This window comes from Microlunatus parietis, assembly GCF_013407955.1.
GTDB lineage: Bacteria > Actinomycetota > Actinomycetes > Propionibacteriales > Propionibacteriaceae > Microlunatus > Microlunatus parietis.
In genome coordinates, this window is sequence record NZ_JACCBU010000001.1 from 2,134,977 (window position 1) to 2,152,277 (window position 17,301).

The following is a 17,301-nucleotide window of genomic DNA, read 5'->3' on the forward strand; positions in this document are numbered from 1 at the left end:
TTGACGATCCTGGAGCGTCAACCCTGATTGACGAGCTAGGTTTCTCGACGTGGACTTTCCTCCCGAGGGGATCGTGATCAGCGACGGCGGGCTGGCGACCGAGCTCGAGAGTCGCAGGTACGAGCTCGGCGGCGGACTCTGGTCCGCCCGGCTGCTGGCCGACGACCCGGCCGCGATCCGCTCCGTCCATGCGGCCTACTTCGCGGCCGGTGCGCGGATCGCCACCACCGCGAGCTATCAGGCGTCCATCGACGGCTTCGTCGCCCGCGGCCTGGAGCGGGCCGAGGCAGTCGAGCTGCTCCGGCGCAGCGTCCGGCTGGCCGTCGAGGCGCGGGACGCGCTACCGGATCCGGCCGGCCGCTGGGTCGCCGCCTCGGTCGGGCCGTACGGTGCGGCGCTGGCCGACGGGTCCGAATACCGCGGCCGGTACGGTCTCTCGGCCGGCCGCCTGGCCGACTGGCACCGGCCGCGGCTCGAGGTGCTGGCCGACGCCGGCGCCGACGTGATCGCATTGGAGACCGTGCCCGACCTGGTCGAGGCGGAGGCGCTGGTCCGGCTGGTCGGCGAGACGGGGGTCCGGGCCTGGCTCTCGTACACGATCCTGGGCGGGCGGACGCGGGCCGGCCAGCCGCTGGCCGAGGCCTTCGCCCTGGCCGCCGCGCCCGGGATCGTCGCGATCGGCGTCAACTGCTGCGACCCCGCCGAGGTGCCGGAGTCCATCGCGATCGCCCGGTCGGTCACCGACCGGCCGGTGATCGTCTATCCCAACAGCGGCGAACGCTGGGAGGGCCGCTGGACCGGGCCGGTCGGCTTCACGGCTGCGACGGCGCGGAGCTGGATCGACGCCGGTGCCCGGATCGTCGGCGGCTGCTGCCGGGTCGGCCCAGACCTGATCAGGGGCCTGATCGGCTCAAAGGCTGAGCGAATCTAGCCGAAATCCTGATCAGGCCTTAATCTGTGTCCACCGGGGGGTGGTGGGTCGCAGCTGTGCGATCCGGGGGATTCGCCTGGGGGAAGCATGCGCAAGTTGTTCTTCGGTCTGCTCGTCGTCGCCGTCCTGGCGGCCTTGGGGGGCCTGCTCGCCGGATCATCTGAGTTCCGCAGTGTGGCGACTCAGCCGGATCTCGGCCAGCCCGATCACGTTTCCGACGGCGTCCGGAAGGTCTCGCTCTGGAGCAGCGAACGCCGCAGGGTGGAGGCCACCATCGAGGTGGACGTCCGGTCCACCGAGGGCCGGCCGACGCACTACCGGAGCTCGATCGAGATCCGCTGTCAGGTCCGCGGCTACAACGGTGCCTGGCAGCCACATCCGTGCTCGGCCAATTTCGGCCAGCGGCTGGTCCGGGACCAGTCCACGGTGATCGAGAGCTGGGCCGAGGTGACGTCCGGCGACGACGGCAAGATCATCAGCGACGGCGAATGGCAGCCGGTCGCCTGCCGCGGCCTCTACACGACCGAACTGCTGGCGTACCAGATCGGCGTCGCGGGAACCGTGCACACGGTCGAGGGCGATCCGGGCTATTTCCCGAGCAACGGGATCTGGGCCGACTGCTGAGCCGAGGTCACTCGATCACCCGGCGCAGGTAGGATTCCGGCCGGTCGATGAACCGGCGGTAGTGATCAACGACGTCCAGCTCCGACCATGATCGCCGGTGGAACCCGGACCCGTCGAGTTCCATGATCATCGCGCCCGGCAGCGCGGCGATCATCGGCGAGTGGGTGGCCAGCAGCAGTTGGGCGCCGTTGTTGTCGATCATGTCCGCAAGGACGCCGAGCAGGGTCAGCTGGGCCGTGAAGGAGAGCCCCGCCCCCGGCTCGTCCAGGACGTAGACTCGCTGACCCGGGTCCGTCCCGGAGCAGTTGGGCGACCGGGGGCAGCGTCGCCGGCCAGGTCCCTGGGATCGCGTCCAGGTCCGGCAAGCGCTCCACCCGCCGGACCGGACGCCGCGCCGCCCACCCCGCTGCCATGGTCCGACGATATTCGGTAGGCCCGGACTCCGACCGTCTCTAGGGTCGGCGAGGTGATCTATCAGCATCCGCTGGCGTACCTGCTCGGGCTGGAAGGGTTGGCGCTGCTGCGCGGTTGGGCCGGCGACTTCGACCAGGAGTTCATCGAGGCCCGGCTGGCCGAGGTCCGCCGACTGCTCGACGAGCCGGCGCTGACCCAACATCCGGGCGTGCCGGTCGGCCGAGGGGACAGCGGCACGGGCTACGCGCAGTGGGCCTCCACCTACGACGAGCCGCGCAACGGCCTGTTCGACCTCGACGAGCCGATCGTGCGACCCCTCTTGGACGCCGTGGCACCCGGCGTCGCCCTCGACGCGGCCTGCGGCACCGGACGGTTCGCCGAACTGCTGGCGGCCCGGCACCAGGTGATCGGCGTGGACGGTTCGCCCGAGATGCTGGAACGAGCCCGGGTCCGCGTGCCGGCCGCCGACTTCCGGCTCGGCGACCTTGATCAACTTCCGGTGCCGGACGTGAGCGTCGACCTGCTGACCACCGGACTGGCCCTGTCCCACGTACCCGATCTGCGACCCGTGCTGACCGAGTTCGCCCGAGCCCTCCGGCCGGGCGGCCACCTGATCATCGCCGACGTACACCCCGAGTTGATCTTGCTCGGCTCGGTCGTGAAATCGCTGGGCCCCGACGGCGAGCCCGGCTTGGTGCCCACCTATCGCCACTCGGCCGGCGACCTGTTGCGCGCCGCACTGCCCCACGGCTTCCGACTCCGCCACTGCGAGGAGGCACCCGTGCGGCCGACTCATGCTGATCAATCAGCGCCGCGCGACCCGATGCCGGACGACCTCGACCCGGGACCGTGGGCGGACTGGCCGTGGTCGCTGATGGGTCTGATCCCGGCCGCCGCCGGCGCCGTCGGGCAAGGACCGGCGATCACCGTCTGGCACTTCACGCTGGAACCTGGCTCTTGATCATCGGAGTGTGTTAGCTTCCGGACCAATTCCATTTTGCAATCAGATTGGTGAGTGCGTCATGAAGCTGCTTCTCACGTCCGGCGGCATCAGCAATCCGACCATCCGTGCTGCGCTGGTCGGCCTGCTGGGGAAACCGATCGAGGAGTGCCGTGCGCTCGCCGTCCCGACCGCCAAGTACGGCCATCCCGGCTGCGACCCGGAGTCGGTCCGGCGGTTCATCGCCGCGGAATACCAGCCTCCCAACGTGATGGGCGAGGCGGGCTGGAAGTCGATCGGCGTCCTCGAGCTCACCGCCCTGCCCACCATCGGCGCGGATCGCTGGCTGCCCTGGGTCCGGGAGACCGACGTACTGCTGGCCGACGGCGGCGACGCGACCTACCTGGGCTACTGGCTGAAGGAGTCCGGGCTGGCCGACCAGCTCCCCTCGCTGCCCGACCTGGTCTGGGTCGGCATGAGCGCCGGCAGCATGGCGCTGACGCCGCGGATCGGCAGCGAGTTCTTCAATTGGACGTCGCCGGGCGGCGGGGAGGAGACGCTCGGCCTGGTCGACTTCTCGATCTTCCCGCATCTGGACTACCCGGACTGGCCGGACAACTCGCTGGACGCGGCCCGGCGCTGGGCCACGACGATCCCCGGCCCCGCGTACGCCATCGACGACCAGACCGCGATCTCGGTCGTCAACGGGAAGGTCGACGTCCACTCGGAGGGCCACTGGGAACTCCTCAACCCGACCGTCCCCTGACCCTGTCGCAAAACCTCCACGGTCGAGCGCTACAGCCGATTCCAACGTTGAACCGTTCGAGTTGAGGAGCTTTTCCGACACCGGCTGGGCAAGGCGTGTGGCATCGTGCCCCGGGTGACGATGCCGGAGCGCCTGACGGGCTTCCTCGAACAGAGATACGGCCTGCGGATCTCGGAGTCCGAGGCCGTGCTGGGGCAGGGCGACGAAGCGTCGGTCTGGCGGGTCCTGGGATCGGGCCGGAGGTTGATCGTTCGCGCGTCCCCGCCCGAGCGAGACCTGGCCAAGCTGGCGGAGTCGTACGCGCTGGCAGCGGTCCTGGCCGGCGCCGTGCCCGAGGTGACTGCTCCGATCGGGGCCCTCGACGGCTCGGTCACCACTCGATGGGCGGGCCGGCCGATCAGTGTCTGGCCGTACATCGAGGGCGACTTCCTCGACCGCAGTGATCATGATCAACTGCGGGCGGCGGCGGAGCTCCTGGCCCGACTGCATCGTGCCGGGGTCGACTGGCTGAGCGCTCGGGGCGAGAAGCCGGAAAGGCCCGGCATCGGCTTGGTGCACGGGGACTTCTACTCCCGTAACCTGCTGGTACGCGACGGCCGGATCGCCGGATTGATCGACTGGGACGACGCCCGACTCGAACGGCTCGACGCCGAACTCGCCTGGGCGACCTGGGAGCTGGGCAAGACACCCACCGGCGACGCGCTGCTGCTCGATCATGCCGCAAGGTTTCTCGAGACCTACCGCCACGCCGACGGGCCAGGACAACCGGGTGCCGACTTCATCCGGTTGATCAGAGCCCGCTTGATCGGTGAGCTCGGCGGTGACGACCCCGACTACGACGCGTCGCTCCGGACCGCGCTACGCAACGTTGTCGACGACGACCGGCACCGAGACCTGATCCGATCCGGCGCCGGCTGAGTTCCGTCGGCGCTCGTGCCGCCGGTCCCACTCGGCGGACCCTGAAACCCGGCCACCACGCGTCCGCCCGGCCGCGACACGCCGAGTCGGTTGGCAAACGTCGCCGACTGACGGTCGGGAACCGGGGCACCCAGCGGGCACTGGCAGGGCCGAGCCCGCTCAGCATGTGCGTCGCCCATGGCCAATCCGCGACCTGTCCCCTCCCTGGCGGCTGGACTTCCGCGAAGGCGTTGCGGCTGATCGCCCCGAACCCGGTCACCGGGAGAGACACCTCGGTGCCACTCACCAGCGCGCCCTGGTGCGGCACGCCCCGATGGCACGACCGCACTGCCGCCGCCCCCAGGTCCGCCCCACCCACCGACCGGTCAGTTCTGCAGCGACACGCCGCAAAAACGCCTGCGTTTGTGACTGGTCGGCGGTTGTTAGAGGCGGTTCTTCAGGGGTTGGTTGGCGAGGAGGGCAGCGACGTTCTCTTGGATCAGGGCGTCGGCGCCGAGCGGGCGGCCGCCGGCCGTGTGCGGGGTGATGATCAGGTTCGGCGCCTGCCAGAGCGGGTCACCGTCGGGGAGCGGCTCGGTCGCCGTCACGTCGAGGGCGGCGCCGGCGATCTCGCCGTCGGTCAGGGCGGTCAGCAGGGCGGCCTCGTCGACGGTGGCGCCGCGGCCGACGTTGATCAACCAGGCCGTCTTCGGCAACGCCCGGAACACGTCGGCGCCGATGATCTTGGCGGTCTCCGGTACGGCGGGCAGGATGTTGATCAAGATGTCGGTCTGGGGCAGCACCGTGTGGACCTCGTCGGCGGCGATCACCGGATAGCCGGCCCGCTCCCCCGCGCTGGACGCGACGCCGGTGATCTTGGCGCCGAGCACGGACAGGTACGGCGCCAGGGTCTTGGCGATACTGCCGAAACCCCAAATGGTCACCCGGGCGTCGCGCAGCGTGGTCAGGCCCTGCGCGTTGTCCAGCGGCTGCCGGTAGCCGAGGGCGGTGTCCCAGGTGCCGCGGGACTGCGCGGCGAGCGCCTTGTCCAGCCGGCGGGCCGCGGCGAGCGCCAGGGCCAGCGTGTGCTCGGCGACGGTCAGGTCATGCAGGCCGCGGCCGGAGGCGATCGCGGCGTCCGGGTTGAACCCGGCCGCGACCACCGCGTCGGTGCCGGCCATCAGGCCCTGGACCAGCCGGACCTTGGTCAGCCGCTCGGCCAGCTCGGCCATCCGGTCGGCCGGGTTGAGCCAGAGCACGACCACCTCGGCATCCTCGTGCTCGGCAGGCAGTTCGGCCTCGGGATCGTACGCAACGCCCTCGACTCCCTCCGGCAGCGTGGGATCGAGCGGGACACTGGTCGGCAACAACACCTTCACGACGGGCTCTGCTTCCGTTGAGGGACAAGATCGGGATGCTCGCGGTCCAGGTAGTCACGCAGGATCGCGTCAAGATCATCGACGGCACCGACGCCGAGGTCGAGCGCTCGATCGCCCTCGGTGCGCGGCACCCAGGTGTCCACGATCGCCTGGATCTGCGGATCGGGTTCGAACGTCACCGGCGCCAGCGCCTCGGCCGGGACCGTCCGGCGCAGCACCTCGAGCATCTCGGCGAAGGTGGCCGAGACGCTGGGAAAGGTGAGGGTACGGAACTCGCCGAGCGCCTCGCCCGGCAACCGGTACAGGTCGGCCAGCCCGGCCACGACGCCCGCGACACCGCCGACCGCCATCCGGGTCTCGGGCGCCACCGGGACAACGTACGGACGGCCGGCGAGCGGCTCCCGGAACGCCGCACTGGCCGCCGACGACGCGGCCGCGTTGGGCGCGCCCGGCCGGATGATCACGGTCGGGATCCGGGCCACCCGCCCGTCCAGGAAACCCTTCCGGGCATAGTCGTTGATCATCAACTCCAGCACGGCCTTGGTCATCCCGTACGTGGTGCCGGGCCGTGGCGGGGCGGCGTCGCTGCCGACCGGGCCGCTGCCGGGTCCGAAGATCGCCACCGAGCTGGTCGCCACCAGCCGAACTCCGCCATGCCCCTTGGCTGTGTGTCTGCGGGAGGCCTCGAGCAGCGCCCGGGTGCCGTCCAGGTTGACCCGCAGCGCCAGGTCGAAGTCCTGCTCACCCTGCCCGCTGACTACGGACGCCAGATGGAAGATCCCGATCTCCGGCTCGTCCAGCAGCGCGGCCAGACCCTCGGGATCGGCGATGTCGCCGCCGACGAGCTCGACCCCAGCCGGAGCGGTCGCCCGGGCGGCCTCGATCGCGGCCGGCTGGTCGTACCAGACGATCGTCCCGGCCGCTTCCGGCGCGTCCGGCCGGCGCAGCTGCTCGGTCAGCCGACGGCCGAGAAAGCCCGCCCCACCGGTGATGATGATCTTCCTGGGCACCCGACGATGGTAGCGACCGCGAACCGGGGGCCCGATCCCGGTCCCGGCCCCCGGAACGTCAGTGAAACCCTGGTCCCATGACCACTCCGGTGCCGGAATCGTCCCTGCTCGCCCCGCTCCCCGCCGAACACGGGATCACCCGCGACCGGCTGGCCGAGGCCTGTGCCGCCGGCCGCCGAGTCGCCGTGCTCGACGACGATCCGACCGGGAATCAGACGATCAAGGACCTGCCGGTGATCACCCGGTGGGCGCCGGACGACCTGCGCTGGGCGCTGCGACAGCAGACCACGGCATTCTTCGTGCTGACCAACACCCGCAGCCTCGATCCGGCCGCGGCCGAGCAACGCACTCGGGAGGTCGCCCGCGCCTGCCTGGCCGTCGCCGCCGAGGAGGGCGTCGACCTGGCCTTCGCCAGCCGCGGGGATTCCACGCTGCGCGGGCATTTCCCGCTGGAGCCGGAGACGCTCGCCGAGGAGTCCGCGGCGGCCGGGCAGCCGGTCGACGCGGTGATCATCAACCCGTCCTACCTCGACGCCGGCCGGCTCACCGTCGACGGCACCCATTGGGTACGAACTCCGGACGGCATGGTCCCCGCCGGCGAGACCGAGTACGCGAGCGACGCGACGTTCGGCTATCGGAGTTCGGATCTGGCCGCCTGGGTGGAGGAGAAGACGGGAGGCCGGATCCCGCGGGACCAGGTCGTCACGATCACCGTGAGCGACCTGCGCCGGCACGGCCCGGACGGCGTCACGGCTACCTTGCTCGACCTGACCAACCATCCGCGCATTGAGCTTGTCGAAGCGCCAAGCAGGATCGGGCCTCGCCCTTCGACAAGCTCAGGGCACGTCCGGAACTGGATTGTCACGGATGCGGTCGCCGACGATGATCTTCGCGTGCTCACCCTCGGCCTGATCGCCGCCGAACAGGCCGGCCGCCGCTTCGTTTACCGGGTCGGGCCGTCGTTCGTCCGGTCCCGGTCCGGCCAGTTCCCGGCCCCGCCGGTCGACGACGCCGAGCTCCGCCCGACCCCCGGCCCGGACCCGGCACCGGGCGGGCTGATCATCGTCGGATCCCATGTCCCGTTGAGTTCCCGGCAGCTGGCCCGGCTGACCGAGACGGCCGCCGTCGAGCCGCTCGAGCTTGAGGTCGACAAGATCATCGACGGCACCGAGCCGGGACACCTCGGTGACCTCGCTGAGCGTGCGGTCGGCAGCCTCGCGTACCGGCACGTGGTGATCACGACCAGCCGCACGCTGCGCCGCGGTGCCGATGGAGATCAGAGCCTGGCCATCTCGCGTGCGGTCAGCGCCGCCGTGGTCGACCTGACGAAGCTGATCATGGAGCGGCGACGCCCGGCGTTCGTGATCGCCAAGGGCGGGATCACCTCCTCCGACGTGGCGACCGAGGCCCTCGGCATCCGGCGGGCGACGATCCGCGGCACCCTGCTGCCCGGCATCGTGTCGCTCTGGCAGCCGGCGGAGGGTCCCGCGGCCGGGCTGCCGTACGTCGTCTTCGCCGGCAACGTCGGCAGCGACGATTCCCTGGCCGAGGTCGTCCGGCGCTTCGACAGCGCCCGAGCATGATCATCGCAGCCGCCGCCCGATCACCCGGGCAAGCCAGATCCGCAGCCGGGCGATCTTGAGCCTGAGCCACGTCGCCTCCCGCCGCCAGAAGCCTCGTTCATCCCGAGGTGATTCGTACACCTGTTCGATTGTACGCAGTACGCCGGAGCAAGACCAGAGGCGCCGCCGAACCGCGGACCCTATGCTGTGTCCACCAAGGAGGTTCTCGCCGTGAGTCGACGTCCGAACGTCTCGTTCCTGCCTCGCCGCTCCGTGCTCGGGCTGGGTGCCGGGCTGGGGCTGGGAGCCGCCGTCGCAGGCTGTACCGCCGGGTCCACCAGCACTCCGGGCGGGCCGACGACCCGGACCCTGACCGTCGGCTTCGTCGCCGAACCGGCCAATCTCGACTTCACCCGCACCGACGGCGCCGCGATTCCCCAGGCCCTCCTGGTCAACGTCTACGAGGGTCTCGTCAAGCTTGATCAGAACGGGGCGATCGTGCCGCTGCTGGCCAAGGCGTGGCAGATCAGCGACGACCGCAGGACCTACACGTTCGAGCTGGTCGACAACGCGATGTTCGCCGGCGGGCAACCGTTCACCGCCGACGACGTGGTGTTCAGCATCGAACGGGTCAGCAAGGACTGGACGATCTCGCTGAAGTCGAAGCTGGACGTGGTCGAGCGGGTCACCAAGACCGATGATCACACGGTCGAGGTGACGCTGAAGCAGCCGAGCAACTCCTGGCTCTATTCGATGGCCACCCGGGTCGGCGCGATGTTCTCCCGGACCGGCGTCGATGATCTTGCCAACCAGCCGATCGGCACCGGGCCGTTCCGCTTCGTCGAGTGGAAGCGCGGCGATTCGATCACGCTCGAGGCCAACCCGGACTACTGGGGCCCCAAGCCCGGCGTCGACCGGGTCGTGCTGCGCTACTTCAGGGACGCGACCGCGTTGAACAACGCGCTGCTGTCCGGCGGGATCGACGTGATCTCGGCCGTCGTCGCGCCCGAGTCGCTGGGCCAGTTCGGCGACACCGCGCGGTTCCAGGTGATCGAGGGCACCTCGACCGGCGAGGTCGTCCTCAGCCTGAACAACGGCCGGCCGCCGTTCGACGACGTGCGGGTCCGGCGCGCGGTCCGGTACGCGATCAATCACCAGGAACTGCTCGACACCGCCTGGGCCGGCCGCGGCCAGTTGATCGGCAGCATGGTGCCGCCCAGCGATCCCTGGTACGAGGACCACACCGGCCTCTACCCGTACGATCCCGCGAAGGCCAAGGCACTGCTCGCCGAGGCCGGCGCCGAGAAGCTCACGGTGGACTTCCGGATCGCCAACCTGCCGTACGCCACCGCGGCCGCCCAGGTGGTCAAGTCTCAGGTGCAACAGGTCGGGATCACCGCGAACATCGAGCCGCTGGAGTTTCCGGCCCGCTGGCTGGACCAGGTGTTCACCAAGGCCGACTACGACCTGTCGATCGTCAACCACGTCGAGCCGCGCGACATCACCGCCGTGTTCGGCAACCCGAAGTACTACCCGCGCTACGACAACGCCGAGGTACGCAAGCTGTTCGCGGAGGCCGACGCCGGCACCGAGGAGGAACAGGTCGCGAAGATGAAGCAGGCGGCCAAGATCATCGCCGAGGACGCGGCGGCCGACTTCCTGTTCCTGTTCCCCAACCTGATGGTCGCCACCACGGCCGTCCAGGGCCTGCCGCAGAACGTGGTCTCGGAGTCGTTCGACCTGACCGGCCTGTCCAAGACGTGAGCCTCTATCTGATCAAGCGGATCGCGGTGCTGCTGATCAGCCTGATCGCGGCGACGTTGATCGTCTTCGGATTCATGGCGGTGCTGCCCGGTGATCCGGCGGTGATCGCCCTCGGCGTCAATGCGACACCCGAGGCGATCGCCGCGCTGCGGGCACGGTTCGGCACCGACCGCCCGTTGATCGTGCAATACCTGGACTGGGCCGGCGGGCTCGTGGTCGGCGACTTCGGCACCTCGTACGTGAGCGAGACCCCGATCGGGCCGTTGATCATGGACCGGTTCGCGGTGACCTGCTGGCTGGTGCTGTTCGGACTGATCATCGCCTTGATCATCGCGATCCCGCTCGGCACCGCGGCTGCGGTCCGGCACCGCAAGGTGTCCGGGCTGATCCTGTCCGGGGTCAGCCAGGCCGGCATCGCGGTGCCCGCCTTCGTCGCCGGGATCGGCCTGCTGTTCGTGTTCGCGGTGACGCTGCGGGTCCTGCCGTCGGGCGGCTTCGTGGTGCCGGCCCAGGATCCGGTCGGCTTCCTCCGGCATCTGCTGCTGCCGGCGCTGTCGCTCGGCCTGGTGCAAGGTGCCGTGCTGAGCCGCTACGTCCGGTCCGCCGTACTCGACGTGCTGCGGGAGGACTATCTGCGCACGGCACGCGCCAAGGGCATGGGTCCGTACCGGGCGCTCTGGCGGCACGGCACCCGGAACGCGGCGATCCCGGTGATCACCGTGCTCGGACTGCAGGTCGCGACGCTGCTGATCGGTGCCGTGGTGATCGAGCGGGTGTTCACGATTCCCGGGCTCGGCAGCCTACTGCTGGACGGCGTGGCCAACCGGGATCTGCTGCTGGTGCAGGGAACCGTCATCGTCCTGGTCGCTGCCGTCCTGGTGATCAACTTCGTCGTCGACGTCGGCTACCTGGTGCTCGATCCGCGGCTGCGGGGGTCCCGGTGACCGCCACTGCTCCGCCGGCCCGGATCGCCGGCCGCCGGCCCGGGCCGAACCTGATCGCCGGTGCCGTACTGGTCGGCCTGGTGGTGATCATCGCCGTGCTCTCGTTCGCCTGGACGCCGCACGACCCGACCTTCGTCGACGGCGCGGCCCGGCTGCGGCCGCTGCTCGATCCCGCCTATCCGCTGGGCACCGACAAGTTCGGCCGGGACGTGTTCAGCCAACTGCTCGTCGGTGCCCGGACCACCTTGTTCGTCGGGATCGTGGCTGTCGGCGTCGCGGCCCTGCTCGGCACTCCGGTCGGGATCGCGGCAGGGATGACCGATCGCTGGCCGGGCGAGTTGCTGATGCGGGTCAACGACGTGATCTTCGCGTTCCCGGCCTTGTTGCTGGCGATCATGTTCGGCGCGGTGTTCGGCCCGAGCACGCTGACCGCCATGATCGCCATCGGCATCGCGACCCTGCCGGCGTTCGCCCGAGTGGCGCGCGGGCAGACTCTGCAGGTGATGCGCACCGAGTACGTCCTCGCGGCCCGGGCGGCCGGCCGGCGCGGCCCGGCGATCGCGGTCCGGCACGTGCTGCCCAACATCGCGAGCATGATCATCGTCCAGGCCTCGGTGTCGTTCGCGATCGCGATCCTGGCCGAAGCGGCGTTGTCCTTCCTCGGCTTCGGAACTCCCCCGCCGACCCCGTCCTGGGGCCGGATGCTGTCCGAGGGACAGGAACTGCTGTTCAGCGAACCGCGGCTGACCCTGATCCCGGGCCTGGCGATCGCGGTGGCGGTGCTCGGCTTCAACCTGCTCGGCGACGGCCTCCGGGACTGGCTCGATCCGCGGCTGGAGGAGGTGCGGTGACCGAACCCGAGACCACGCTCGAAGTCACCGGGCTGACCGTGATCACCGGCGGCACTCGTCTGCTCCGCGACGTGTCCTTCACCGTGGCGGCCGGCGAGCGGGTCGGGCTGATCGGCGAATCCGGCTCCGGCAAGTCGCTGACCGCGATGTCGATCATGAACCTGCTGCCGGACGGCCTGCGAGCCGAGGGATCGATCCGGCTGGCCGGCGTCGGCCCGGACCTGATCGGGCTGCCGGAGCGGCGGGCCGCCGCGATCCGCGGCCAGGAGACGTCGATCGTCTTCCAGGAGCCGATGACGGCCCTCAACCCGCTGATGCGGATCGGTGATCAGGTCGCCGAGGTCATGATCTTGCACCGCACCGTCCCCTCCCGCGCCGCCGCCAAGCCCGCGACCCTGGAGTTGCTGGATCAGGTCCGGTTGCCCGATCCGGAACGCATCGCGCGGTCCTATCCGCACCAGCTGTCCGGCGGGATGCGGCAGCGAGTCGTCCTGGCCATGGCGCTGGCCAATCGGCCGCAGCTGGTGATCTGCGACGAACCGACCTCGGCGCTTGACGTCACCGTGCAGGCCGCGATGCTGAAGTTGATCACGTCACTCCAGGCCGAGCGGGGCAACGCGCTGCTGTTCATCACCCACGACCTGGCCGTCGTCTCCCAGCTCTGCGAACGCGTGCTGGTGCTGCACGACGGTGAGATCGTCGAGGCCGGACGGACCATCGACGTCTTCAGCGCGCCGGAACATCCTTATACGCAACGATTGTTGGCTGCATCCGCACCAACGTTCCCTGAGCTTGTCGAAGGGCAGACCGGGCTAGGCCCTTCGACAGGCTCAGGGAACGAAGATGCGGTGATCATCGAGGCCGTCGGGGTGAGCCGGACGTTCCGGCGGCCGCGGCAGTCGCTGTTCCGGGCCGGCGAGCCGGTGCACGCCCTGCGCGGGGTTGACCTCACCGTGCGCGCCGGTGATCGGCTCGGGATCGTCGGCGAGTCCGGGTCGGGCAAGTCGACGCTGCTCCGGCTGCTGGCCGCGCTGGACCGTCCGACGACGGGGTCGATCACGTTCGACGGGACCGAGATTGCCGGACGGCCCGCGTCGGCGCTCCGGTTCCTGCGCCGCGATCTGCAGATCGTGTTCCAGGACCCGCAAGCCTCGCTCGATCCGCGGATGCGGGTCCGCGACATCATCGGCGAACCGATGGTCTCGCTCGGTATCCCCGGCATCGACGCCCGCGTGGCCGAACTGCTCGACGCGGTCGGCCTGCCGCAGGCCGCGGCGCACCGGTTCCCGCACCAGTTCTCCGGCGGTCAGCGGCAACGGATCTCGATCGCCCGCGCTCTCTCGCCGCGGCCACGGGTGCTGGTCGCCGACGAGCCGGTCAGCGCGCTCGACGTATCGGTCCGGGCCCAGATCCTCGCGCTGCTGACCGACCTGGTCCGGGACTACCAGTTGACGTTGATCTTCGTCTCCCATGATCTTTCCGTGGTACGTCAGCTCTGCGACCGCGTGGCCGTACTGCACGACGGCGCGATCGTCGAGCAGGGCGACACCGCGGAGGTGTACGAGAACCCGCGGCATCCGTACACCGAACGACTGCTGGCCGCCGTACCGACCTTGATCACTGCGGGATCCCAGGAGGACCGATGACCGAGATCATGATCGACGCCGAGGGCGTGATCGACTTCACCCGGGCCCTGGTCCGGATCCCGAGCGTGAACGACCCGGCCCACGGCCGTTCCGAGGCGCCGGCCGCGGCCTTGGTCGCCGAGACGATGCGCGGCTTCGGCTGGGAACCGGTGATCACCGAGCCGGCGCCGGGCCGGCCCAACGTCGTGGCGGTGATCGAGGGCGGCGGCGGACCCGGACCGGTGCTGATGTTCGAGGGTCACACCGACGTCGTCACCGAGGGCACCCTGGACGAGTGGACTCGCGATCCGTTCGGCGCGGAGATCGTCGACGGCCGGCTGTACGGTCGCGGCAGTGCGGACATGAAGTCCGGCGTCGCGGCGATGATCTTCGGCGCCCGGGCGCTGCAGCTGGCCGGGCCGTTCCCCGGAACGATCAAGGTCTGCGCGCTCGCCGACGAGGAGGGCCTGATGATCGGCGTCCATCACCTGGTCGACTCCGGCCAGGTCGCCGACGTCGACGGTGCGATCGTCTGCGAGCCGGAGGCCGAGGAGCTCTGCCCCAGTTCGAAGGGCGCGATCCGGGTCCTGGTCGAGTTCGACGGGCGGATGGCGCACGGCGCGATGCCGGACCAGGGCCGGAACCCGTTGCAGCCGGCGGCCGAGTTCGTCCGCGTGCTGGCCGACGTCCAGGAATCCTTGCAGGCCGAGCCGGGACCCCATCCGCTGCTCGGGGCCAGCTATCTGACTCCGACGGTGATCACCGGCGGTGATCTTGATCAGATCAACGTCATCCCGGCCCGGGCGACGGTCGCGGTCGACGTCCGTACCGTACCGGGAGTTGATCATGATCGGCTCGTCGACCGGCTGACCGGGCTGGCCGAGACACTGGCCGCGAAGGCGGAGACCGCGGCGACCGTGACGATCGGGGTCAACCGGCCGCCGGTGGACACACCCCTCGACGATCCCGTGGTCACCGCGCTGGCCGCGGCCCACACCATGATCACCGGTGCCGACCCGGTCTACGGCGGGGTGCCCGGCACGACGGACGGCACCATCCTCACCGCGAAGGCGGGCATCCCCACCGTCGTCTACGGACCCGGCGGGAAGTGGATCGCGCACCAGGCGGACGAGTACGTCGAGCTGGACGACATCGTCCGCAAGACCAGGGTCTACGCCGAGGCGGCCCGGCTCTTCTTGATCAGAAACCCCACCGCGTCGGGATGAAGTCGGCATTCGACGGGAAAGCGTGCACGGTGGCCGGCGTGACCTGGTAGACCCGGTAGGGCGGGCCGCCGGAGGTCGGCGCACCGTACTCCGCGTCGAGTTCGTCGTCGGCGATCGTGGTCGGCCACCCGTACACCTCCTGGAAGGCGGTGGAGGCGCGGCCCAAAGTCGGCTCGTCGAGCACCCGCGCGGCCTCGCCCTCGACGACCAGGTGGAACCCATCGACGTCGGCGGCCACCGAGCAGCGGCCGTCGGCGTCCAGATTCCGGCTCTTCTGGGTGCTGCTCTTCGATGCGATGAAGAGCACCCCGTCCGACCACGCCGCAAACACGGGTCTGGTGTGCGGCCGGCCCTGGCGCAGGGTCGTCAGCCAGCGCCAGCCGCCCGACCGCAACCGCTGCACGACGTCGTCCCATTGCGGGTCCTTCGATCCCTCGGACACCCCGGCGCCACGGCCGCCCATCTTGATCGGCTCCGCCCTCGGCGTCTGCTGCTCGGTCATGATTCCCTCGCTTCTACTGGTTACCTTTCTAAAGCAGTTTCGACTCTAGGCTACACTGACCACAGATTGCAACTACTTTGGAAAGCACATCACTATGGCGACGTCGCGTTCGGAGTGCCCGCTGAACCTCGCGGTCGAACTGCTCGGCGACCGGTGGTCGCTGCTGATCCTGCGCGACGTGATGTTCGCCGGCCGGCGGCACTACCGCGAATTACTGACGGGATCCGACGAGGGCATCTCGACCAAGCTGCTCGCCGACCGGTTGCAGGCGCTCACCGCGGCCGGGATGCTGACCCGCCGGCCCGATCCGACGCACCGGCAGAAGGCGATCTACAGCCTGACCGAACGCTCGATCGCCCTACTGCCGGCGCTGGTCCAGTTCGGCGTCTGGGGGCACCGCCAGCTCGGCGCCGATGATGAGTTGAGCCGGACCGCGGAGACGCTGGACCGGGGCGGGCCGAAGGCGCAGCGGGCGTTCATGGCCGAGCTGCGCCGGGACCATCTGGTGCCGGATCAGGCCGGCGGCGTGTAGCGGCCGTCCACCGCCGTCCAGCCACCGTCGACCATCAGGCAGCTGCCGGTGATGTAGCTGGCCGCGTCGCCGGCCAGGAAGACCACCGCGCCGGCGATCTCGGACGGCTCCGCCCAGCGGCCCAGCGCGCTCTTGCTGGCGTACGCCGCCGACCACGCCTCGTCCGCCCGGATCTGCGCGGTCAACGGGGTGGCGACGATGCCAGGGGCGATCGCGTTGCAGCGGACCCCGCGCGGACCGAACTCGGCGGCGGCGGTGCGCAGCAGCTGGATCAGGCCCGACTTCGTGGCCGCGTACACGCCCTGACCGGGCTCGACCGTCGTCGCCCGGATCGAGCTGAACCCGATGATGCTGCCCCGCCCGCGCTCGGCCATCGGTCCGCCGAAGGCCCGGATCAGCCGGAACGAGGAGGCGAGGTTGAGCGCGATCACCCGGTCGAAGTCGTCGTCGGTGTAGTCCACCAGCCGTTTCCGTACGTTCGTCGCCGCGGTGAACACGAGCACGTCGAGCTCGTCGAGCTCGGCCGCCGCCCGCTGGATCGCGGCGCCGTCCAGCACATCCAGCGGATAGCCCTGCCCGCCCGCCAGCTCCGCCGTTGCTGCGGCCGCCTCCGCATCGAGATCGGCGGCGATCACGTCCGCTCCATGCGCCGCCAGGGCCAGCGCCGACTCGCGCCCGATCCCGTTCCCCGCCCCGACCACCAGCGCCCGCCGCCCATCCAGCCGGAACAGCCGGGCGTAGTCGTCCATGATCACCATCCCCAGACCCTACTGCCCGCGGCAGCGACTGCGTCGGTCGCGTGGTGGAGTGAATTTCCGCCGGGCAGTCGCGGCGAAAATTCACTCACGCTGGTTGGCGGCCGCAGCCGATGGCGTACCTTCGACGTCGGGCGCGAACAGGAGGGTCATGGCGTGACGGGGTTGATCCGGGTCTGCACGGTCATCCTCCGGGACGGCGCCGACAGGATCCTGACGGTACGCAAGCGCGGCACGGACTGGTTCATGCTGCCGGGCGGGAAGCCGGAGCCGGGCGAGACCTCACGCCAAGCGGCGGTCCGCGAGTGTGCCGAGGAGCTCTCAGTGACCCTGGACACCGAGGCCCTCCGCGAGCTGGGCACGTTCCGCGGGGTCGCGGCGAACGAGACCGGACGCGAGGTCGAGTCCACGGTCTTCGCTCATCCTCCGGTCACGGTCGGCCGCCCCGCCGCGGAGATCGAGGAACTGCGCTGGCTCGACCTCCGCGCCGACCCCCTGCCGACGGATCTGGCGCCGCTGCTGTTCGGCCAGGTCGTCCCCGCCCTGCGCCGAAAAGCCTGATGGCCGGCCGAACCACAC

General features: G+C 70.2%; 18 protein-coding genes. 13 read left to right on the top strand and 5 right to left on the bottom strand.

Annotated features, from left to right (window positions below):
• Window positions 1-49 precede the first annotated feature (49 nt).
• Window positions 50-931, top strand: coding sequence for a homocysteine S-methyltransferase (gene mmuM / locus BKA15_RS10125; protein ID WP_179750394.1), 882 nt, complete (start codon window positions 50-52; stop codon window positions 929-931).
• Between the two features lie 87 nt (window positions 932-1,018).
• Complete coding sequence (locus BKA15_RS10130; RefSeq protein ID WP_179750396.1) at window positions 1,019-1,555, top strand: hypothetical protein; 537 nt, start codon at window positions 1,019-1,021, stop codon at window positions 1,553-1,555.
• A gap of 7 nt (window positions 1,556-1,562) precedes the next feature.
• On the opposite strand, the gene BKA15_RS10135 is transcribed toward BKA15_RS10130, so the two are convergent.
• Entirely contained in the window at window positions 1,563-1,757 is a 195-nt protein-coding gene (locus tag BKA15_RS10135) for a hypothetical protein (RefSeq protein WP_179750398.1), read from the bottom strand.
• Between the two features lie 264 nt (window positions 1,758-2,021).
• Here BKA15_RS10135 and BKA15_RS10140 point away from each other — a divergent pair, with 264 nt between their 5' ends.
• From BKA15_RS10140 to BKA15_RS10150, 3 genes are all read left to right on the top strand, one after another.
• Window positions 2,022-2,930: a class I SAM-dependent methyltransferase gene (locus tag BKA15_RS10140; protein WP_179750400.1), complete on the top strand. Its 909-nt coding sequence runs from the start codon at window positions 2,022-2,024 to the stop codon at window positions 2,928-2,930.
• Window positions 2,931-2,991: 61 nt separating this feature from the next.
• Window positions 2,992-3,675: a Type 1 glutamine amidotransferase-like domain-containing protein gene (locus BKA15_RS10145; RefSeq protein WP_179750402.1), complete on the top strand. Its 684-nt coding sequence runs from the start codon at window positions 2,992-2,994 to the stop codon at window positions 3,673-3,675.
• A gap of 120 nt (window positions 3,676-3,795) precedes the next feature.
• The gene (locus BKA15_RS10150) at window positions 3,796-4,593 is read left to right on the top strand and encodes a phosphotransferase enzyme family protein (protein ID WP_246322772.1); all 798 of its coding nucleotides are present in this window, start codon (window positions 3,796-3,798) and stop codon (window positions 4,591-4,593) included.
• Window positions 4,594-5,015: 422 nt separating this feature from the next.
• On the opposite strand, the gene BKA15_RS10155 is transcribed toward BKA15_RS10150, so the two are convergent.
• Both BKA15_RS10155 and BKA15_RS10160 read right to left on the bottom strand, forming a co-directional pair.
• Window positions 5,016-5,951 carry an NAD(P)-dependent oxidoreductase gene (locus BKA15_RS10155; RefSeq protein ID WP_179750406.1) on the bottom strand — a complete coding sequence of 312 codons (936 nt, stop codon included), beginning with the start codon at window positions 5,949-5,951 and terminating at the stop codon, window positions 5,016-5,018.
• A complete protein-coding gene (locus BKA15_RS10160) occupies window positions 5,948-6,961 on the bottom strand; it encodes an NAD-dependent epimerase/dehydratase family protein (RefSeq protein WP_179750408.1) in 1,014 nt (337 codons plus the stop codon). The genes BKA15_RS10155 and BKA15_RS10160 overlap by 4 nt, the downstream gene beginning before the upstream one ends.
• A gap of 77 nt (window positions 6,962-7,038) precedes the next feature.
• Here BKA15_RS10160 and BKA15_RS10165 point away from each other — a divergent pair, with 77 nt between their 5' ends.
• The 6 genes from BKA15_RS10165 (at window position 7,039) to BKA15_RS10190 (ending at window position 14,933) form a co-directional block, all read left to right on the top strand.
• Complete coding sequence (locus BKA15_RS10165) at window positions 7,039-8,544, top strand: four-carbon acid sugar kinase family protein (RefSeq protein WP_179750411.1); 1,506 nt, start codon at window positions 7,039-7,041, stop codon at window positions 8,542-8,544.
• 210 nt (window positions 8,545-8,754) lie between these two features.
• Window positions 8,755-10,287 (top strand): ABC transporter substrate-binding protein, encoded by a 1,533-nt coding sequence (locus tag BKA15_RS10170; protein ID WP_312878924.1) that lies wholly within the window; start codon window positions 8,755-8,757, stop codon window positions 10,285-10,287.
• Window positions 10,284-11,231 (top strand): ABC transporter permease, encoded by a 948-nt coding sequence (locus BKA15_RS10175; RefSeq protein ID WP_179750413.1) that lies wholly within the window; start codon window positions 10,284-10,286, stop codon window positions 11,229-11,231. Before BKA15_RS10170 ends, BKA15_RS10175 begins: the two co-directional genes overlap by 4 nt.
• Window positions 11,228-12,082, top strand: coding sequence for an ABC transporter permease (locus BKA15_RS10180; RefSeq protein WP_312878926.1), 855 nt, complete (start codon window positions 11,228-11,230; stop codon window positions 12,080-12,082). The genes BKA15_RS10175 and BKA15_RS10180 overlap by 4 nt, the downstream gene beginning before the upstream one ends.
• On the top strand, window positions 12,079-13,728 hold the full coding sequence (locus tag BKA15_RS10185) for a dipeptide ABC transporter ATP-binding protein (RefSeq protein ID WP_179750415.1): 1,650 nt from the start codon (window positions 12,079-12,081) through the stop codon (window positions 13,726-13,728). The genes BKA15_RS10180 and BKA15_RS10185 overlap by 4 nt, the downstream gene beginning before the upstream one ends.
• Complete coding sequence (locus BKA15_RS10190) at window positions 13,725-14,933, top strand: M20 family metallopeptidase (RefSeq protein WP_179750417.1); 1,209 nt, start codon at window positions 13,725-13,727, stop codon at window positions 14,931-14,933. The genes BKA15_RS10185 and BKA15_RS10190 overlap by 4 nt, the downstream gene beginning before the upstream one ends.
• On the opposite strand, the gene BKA15_RS10195 is transcribed toward BKA15_RS10190, so the two are convergent.
• Entirely contained in the window at window positions 14,908-15,435 is a 528-nt protein-coding gene (locus BKA15_RS10195) for a pyridoxamine 5'-phosphate oxidase family protein (RefSeq protein WP_179750419.1), read from the bottom strand. The genes BKA15_RS10190 and BKA15_RS10195 overlap by 26 nt on opposite strands.
• Before the next feature lie 94 nt (window positions 15,436-15,529).
• Between BKA15_RS10195 and BKA15_RS10200 the strand changes: the two genes are divergently transcribed.
• Window positions 15,530-15,967 carry a winged helix-turn-helix transcriptional regulator gene (locus BKA15_RS10200; protein ID WP_179750421.1) on the top strand — a complete coding sequence of 146 codons (438 nt, stop codon included), beginning with the start codon at window positions 15,530-15,532 and terminating at the stop codon, window positions 15,965-15,967.
• Here the strand turns inward: BKA15_RS10200 and BKA15_RS10205 are convergent.
• Complete coding sequence (locus BKA15_RS10205; RefSeq protein ID WP_246322308.1) at window positions 15,949-16,725, bottom strand: SDR family NAD(P)-dependent oxidoreductase; 777 nt, start codon at window positions 16,723-16,725, stop codon at window positions 15,949-15,951. The two genes, BKA15_RS10200 and BKA15_RS10205, sit on opposite strands and share 19 nt — an antisense overlap.
• 153 nt (window positions 16,726-16,878) lie before the next feature.
• Here BKA15_RS10205 and BKA15_RS35440 point away from each other — a divergent pair, with 153 nt between their 5' ends.
• A complete protein-coding gene (locus BKA15_RS35440) occupies window positions 16,879-17,283 on the top strand; it encodes an NUDIX hydrolase (RefSeq protein WP_312878927.1) in 405 nt (134 codons plus the stop codon).
• The last annotated feature ends 18 nt before the right edge of the window (window positions 17,284-17,301 follow it).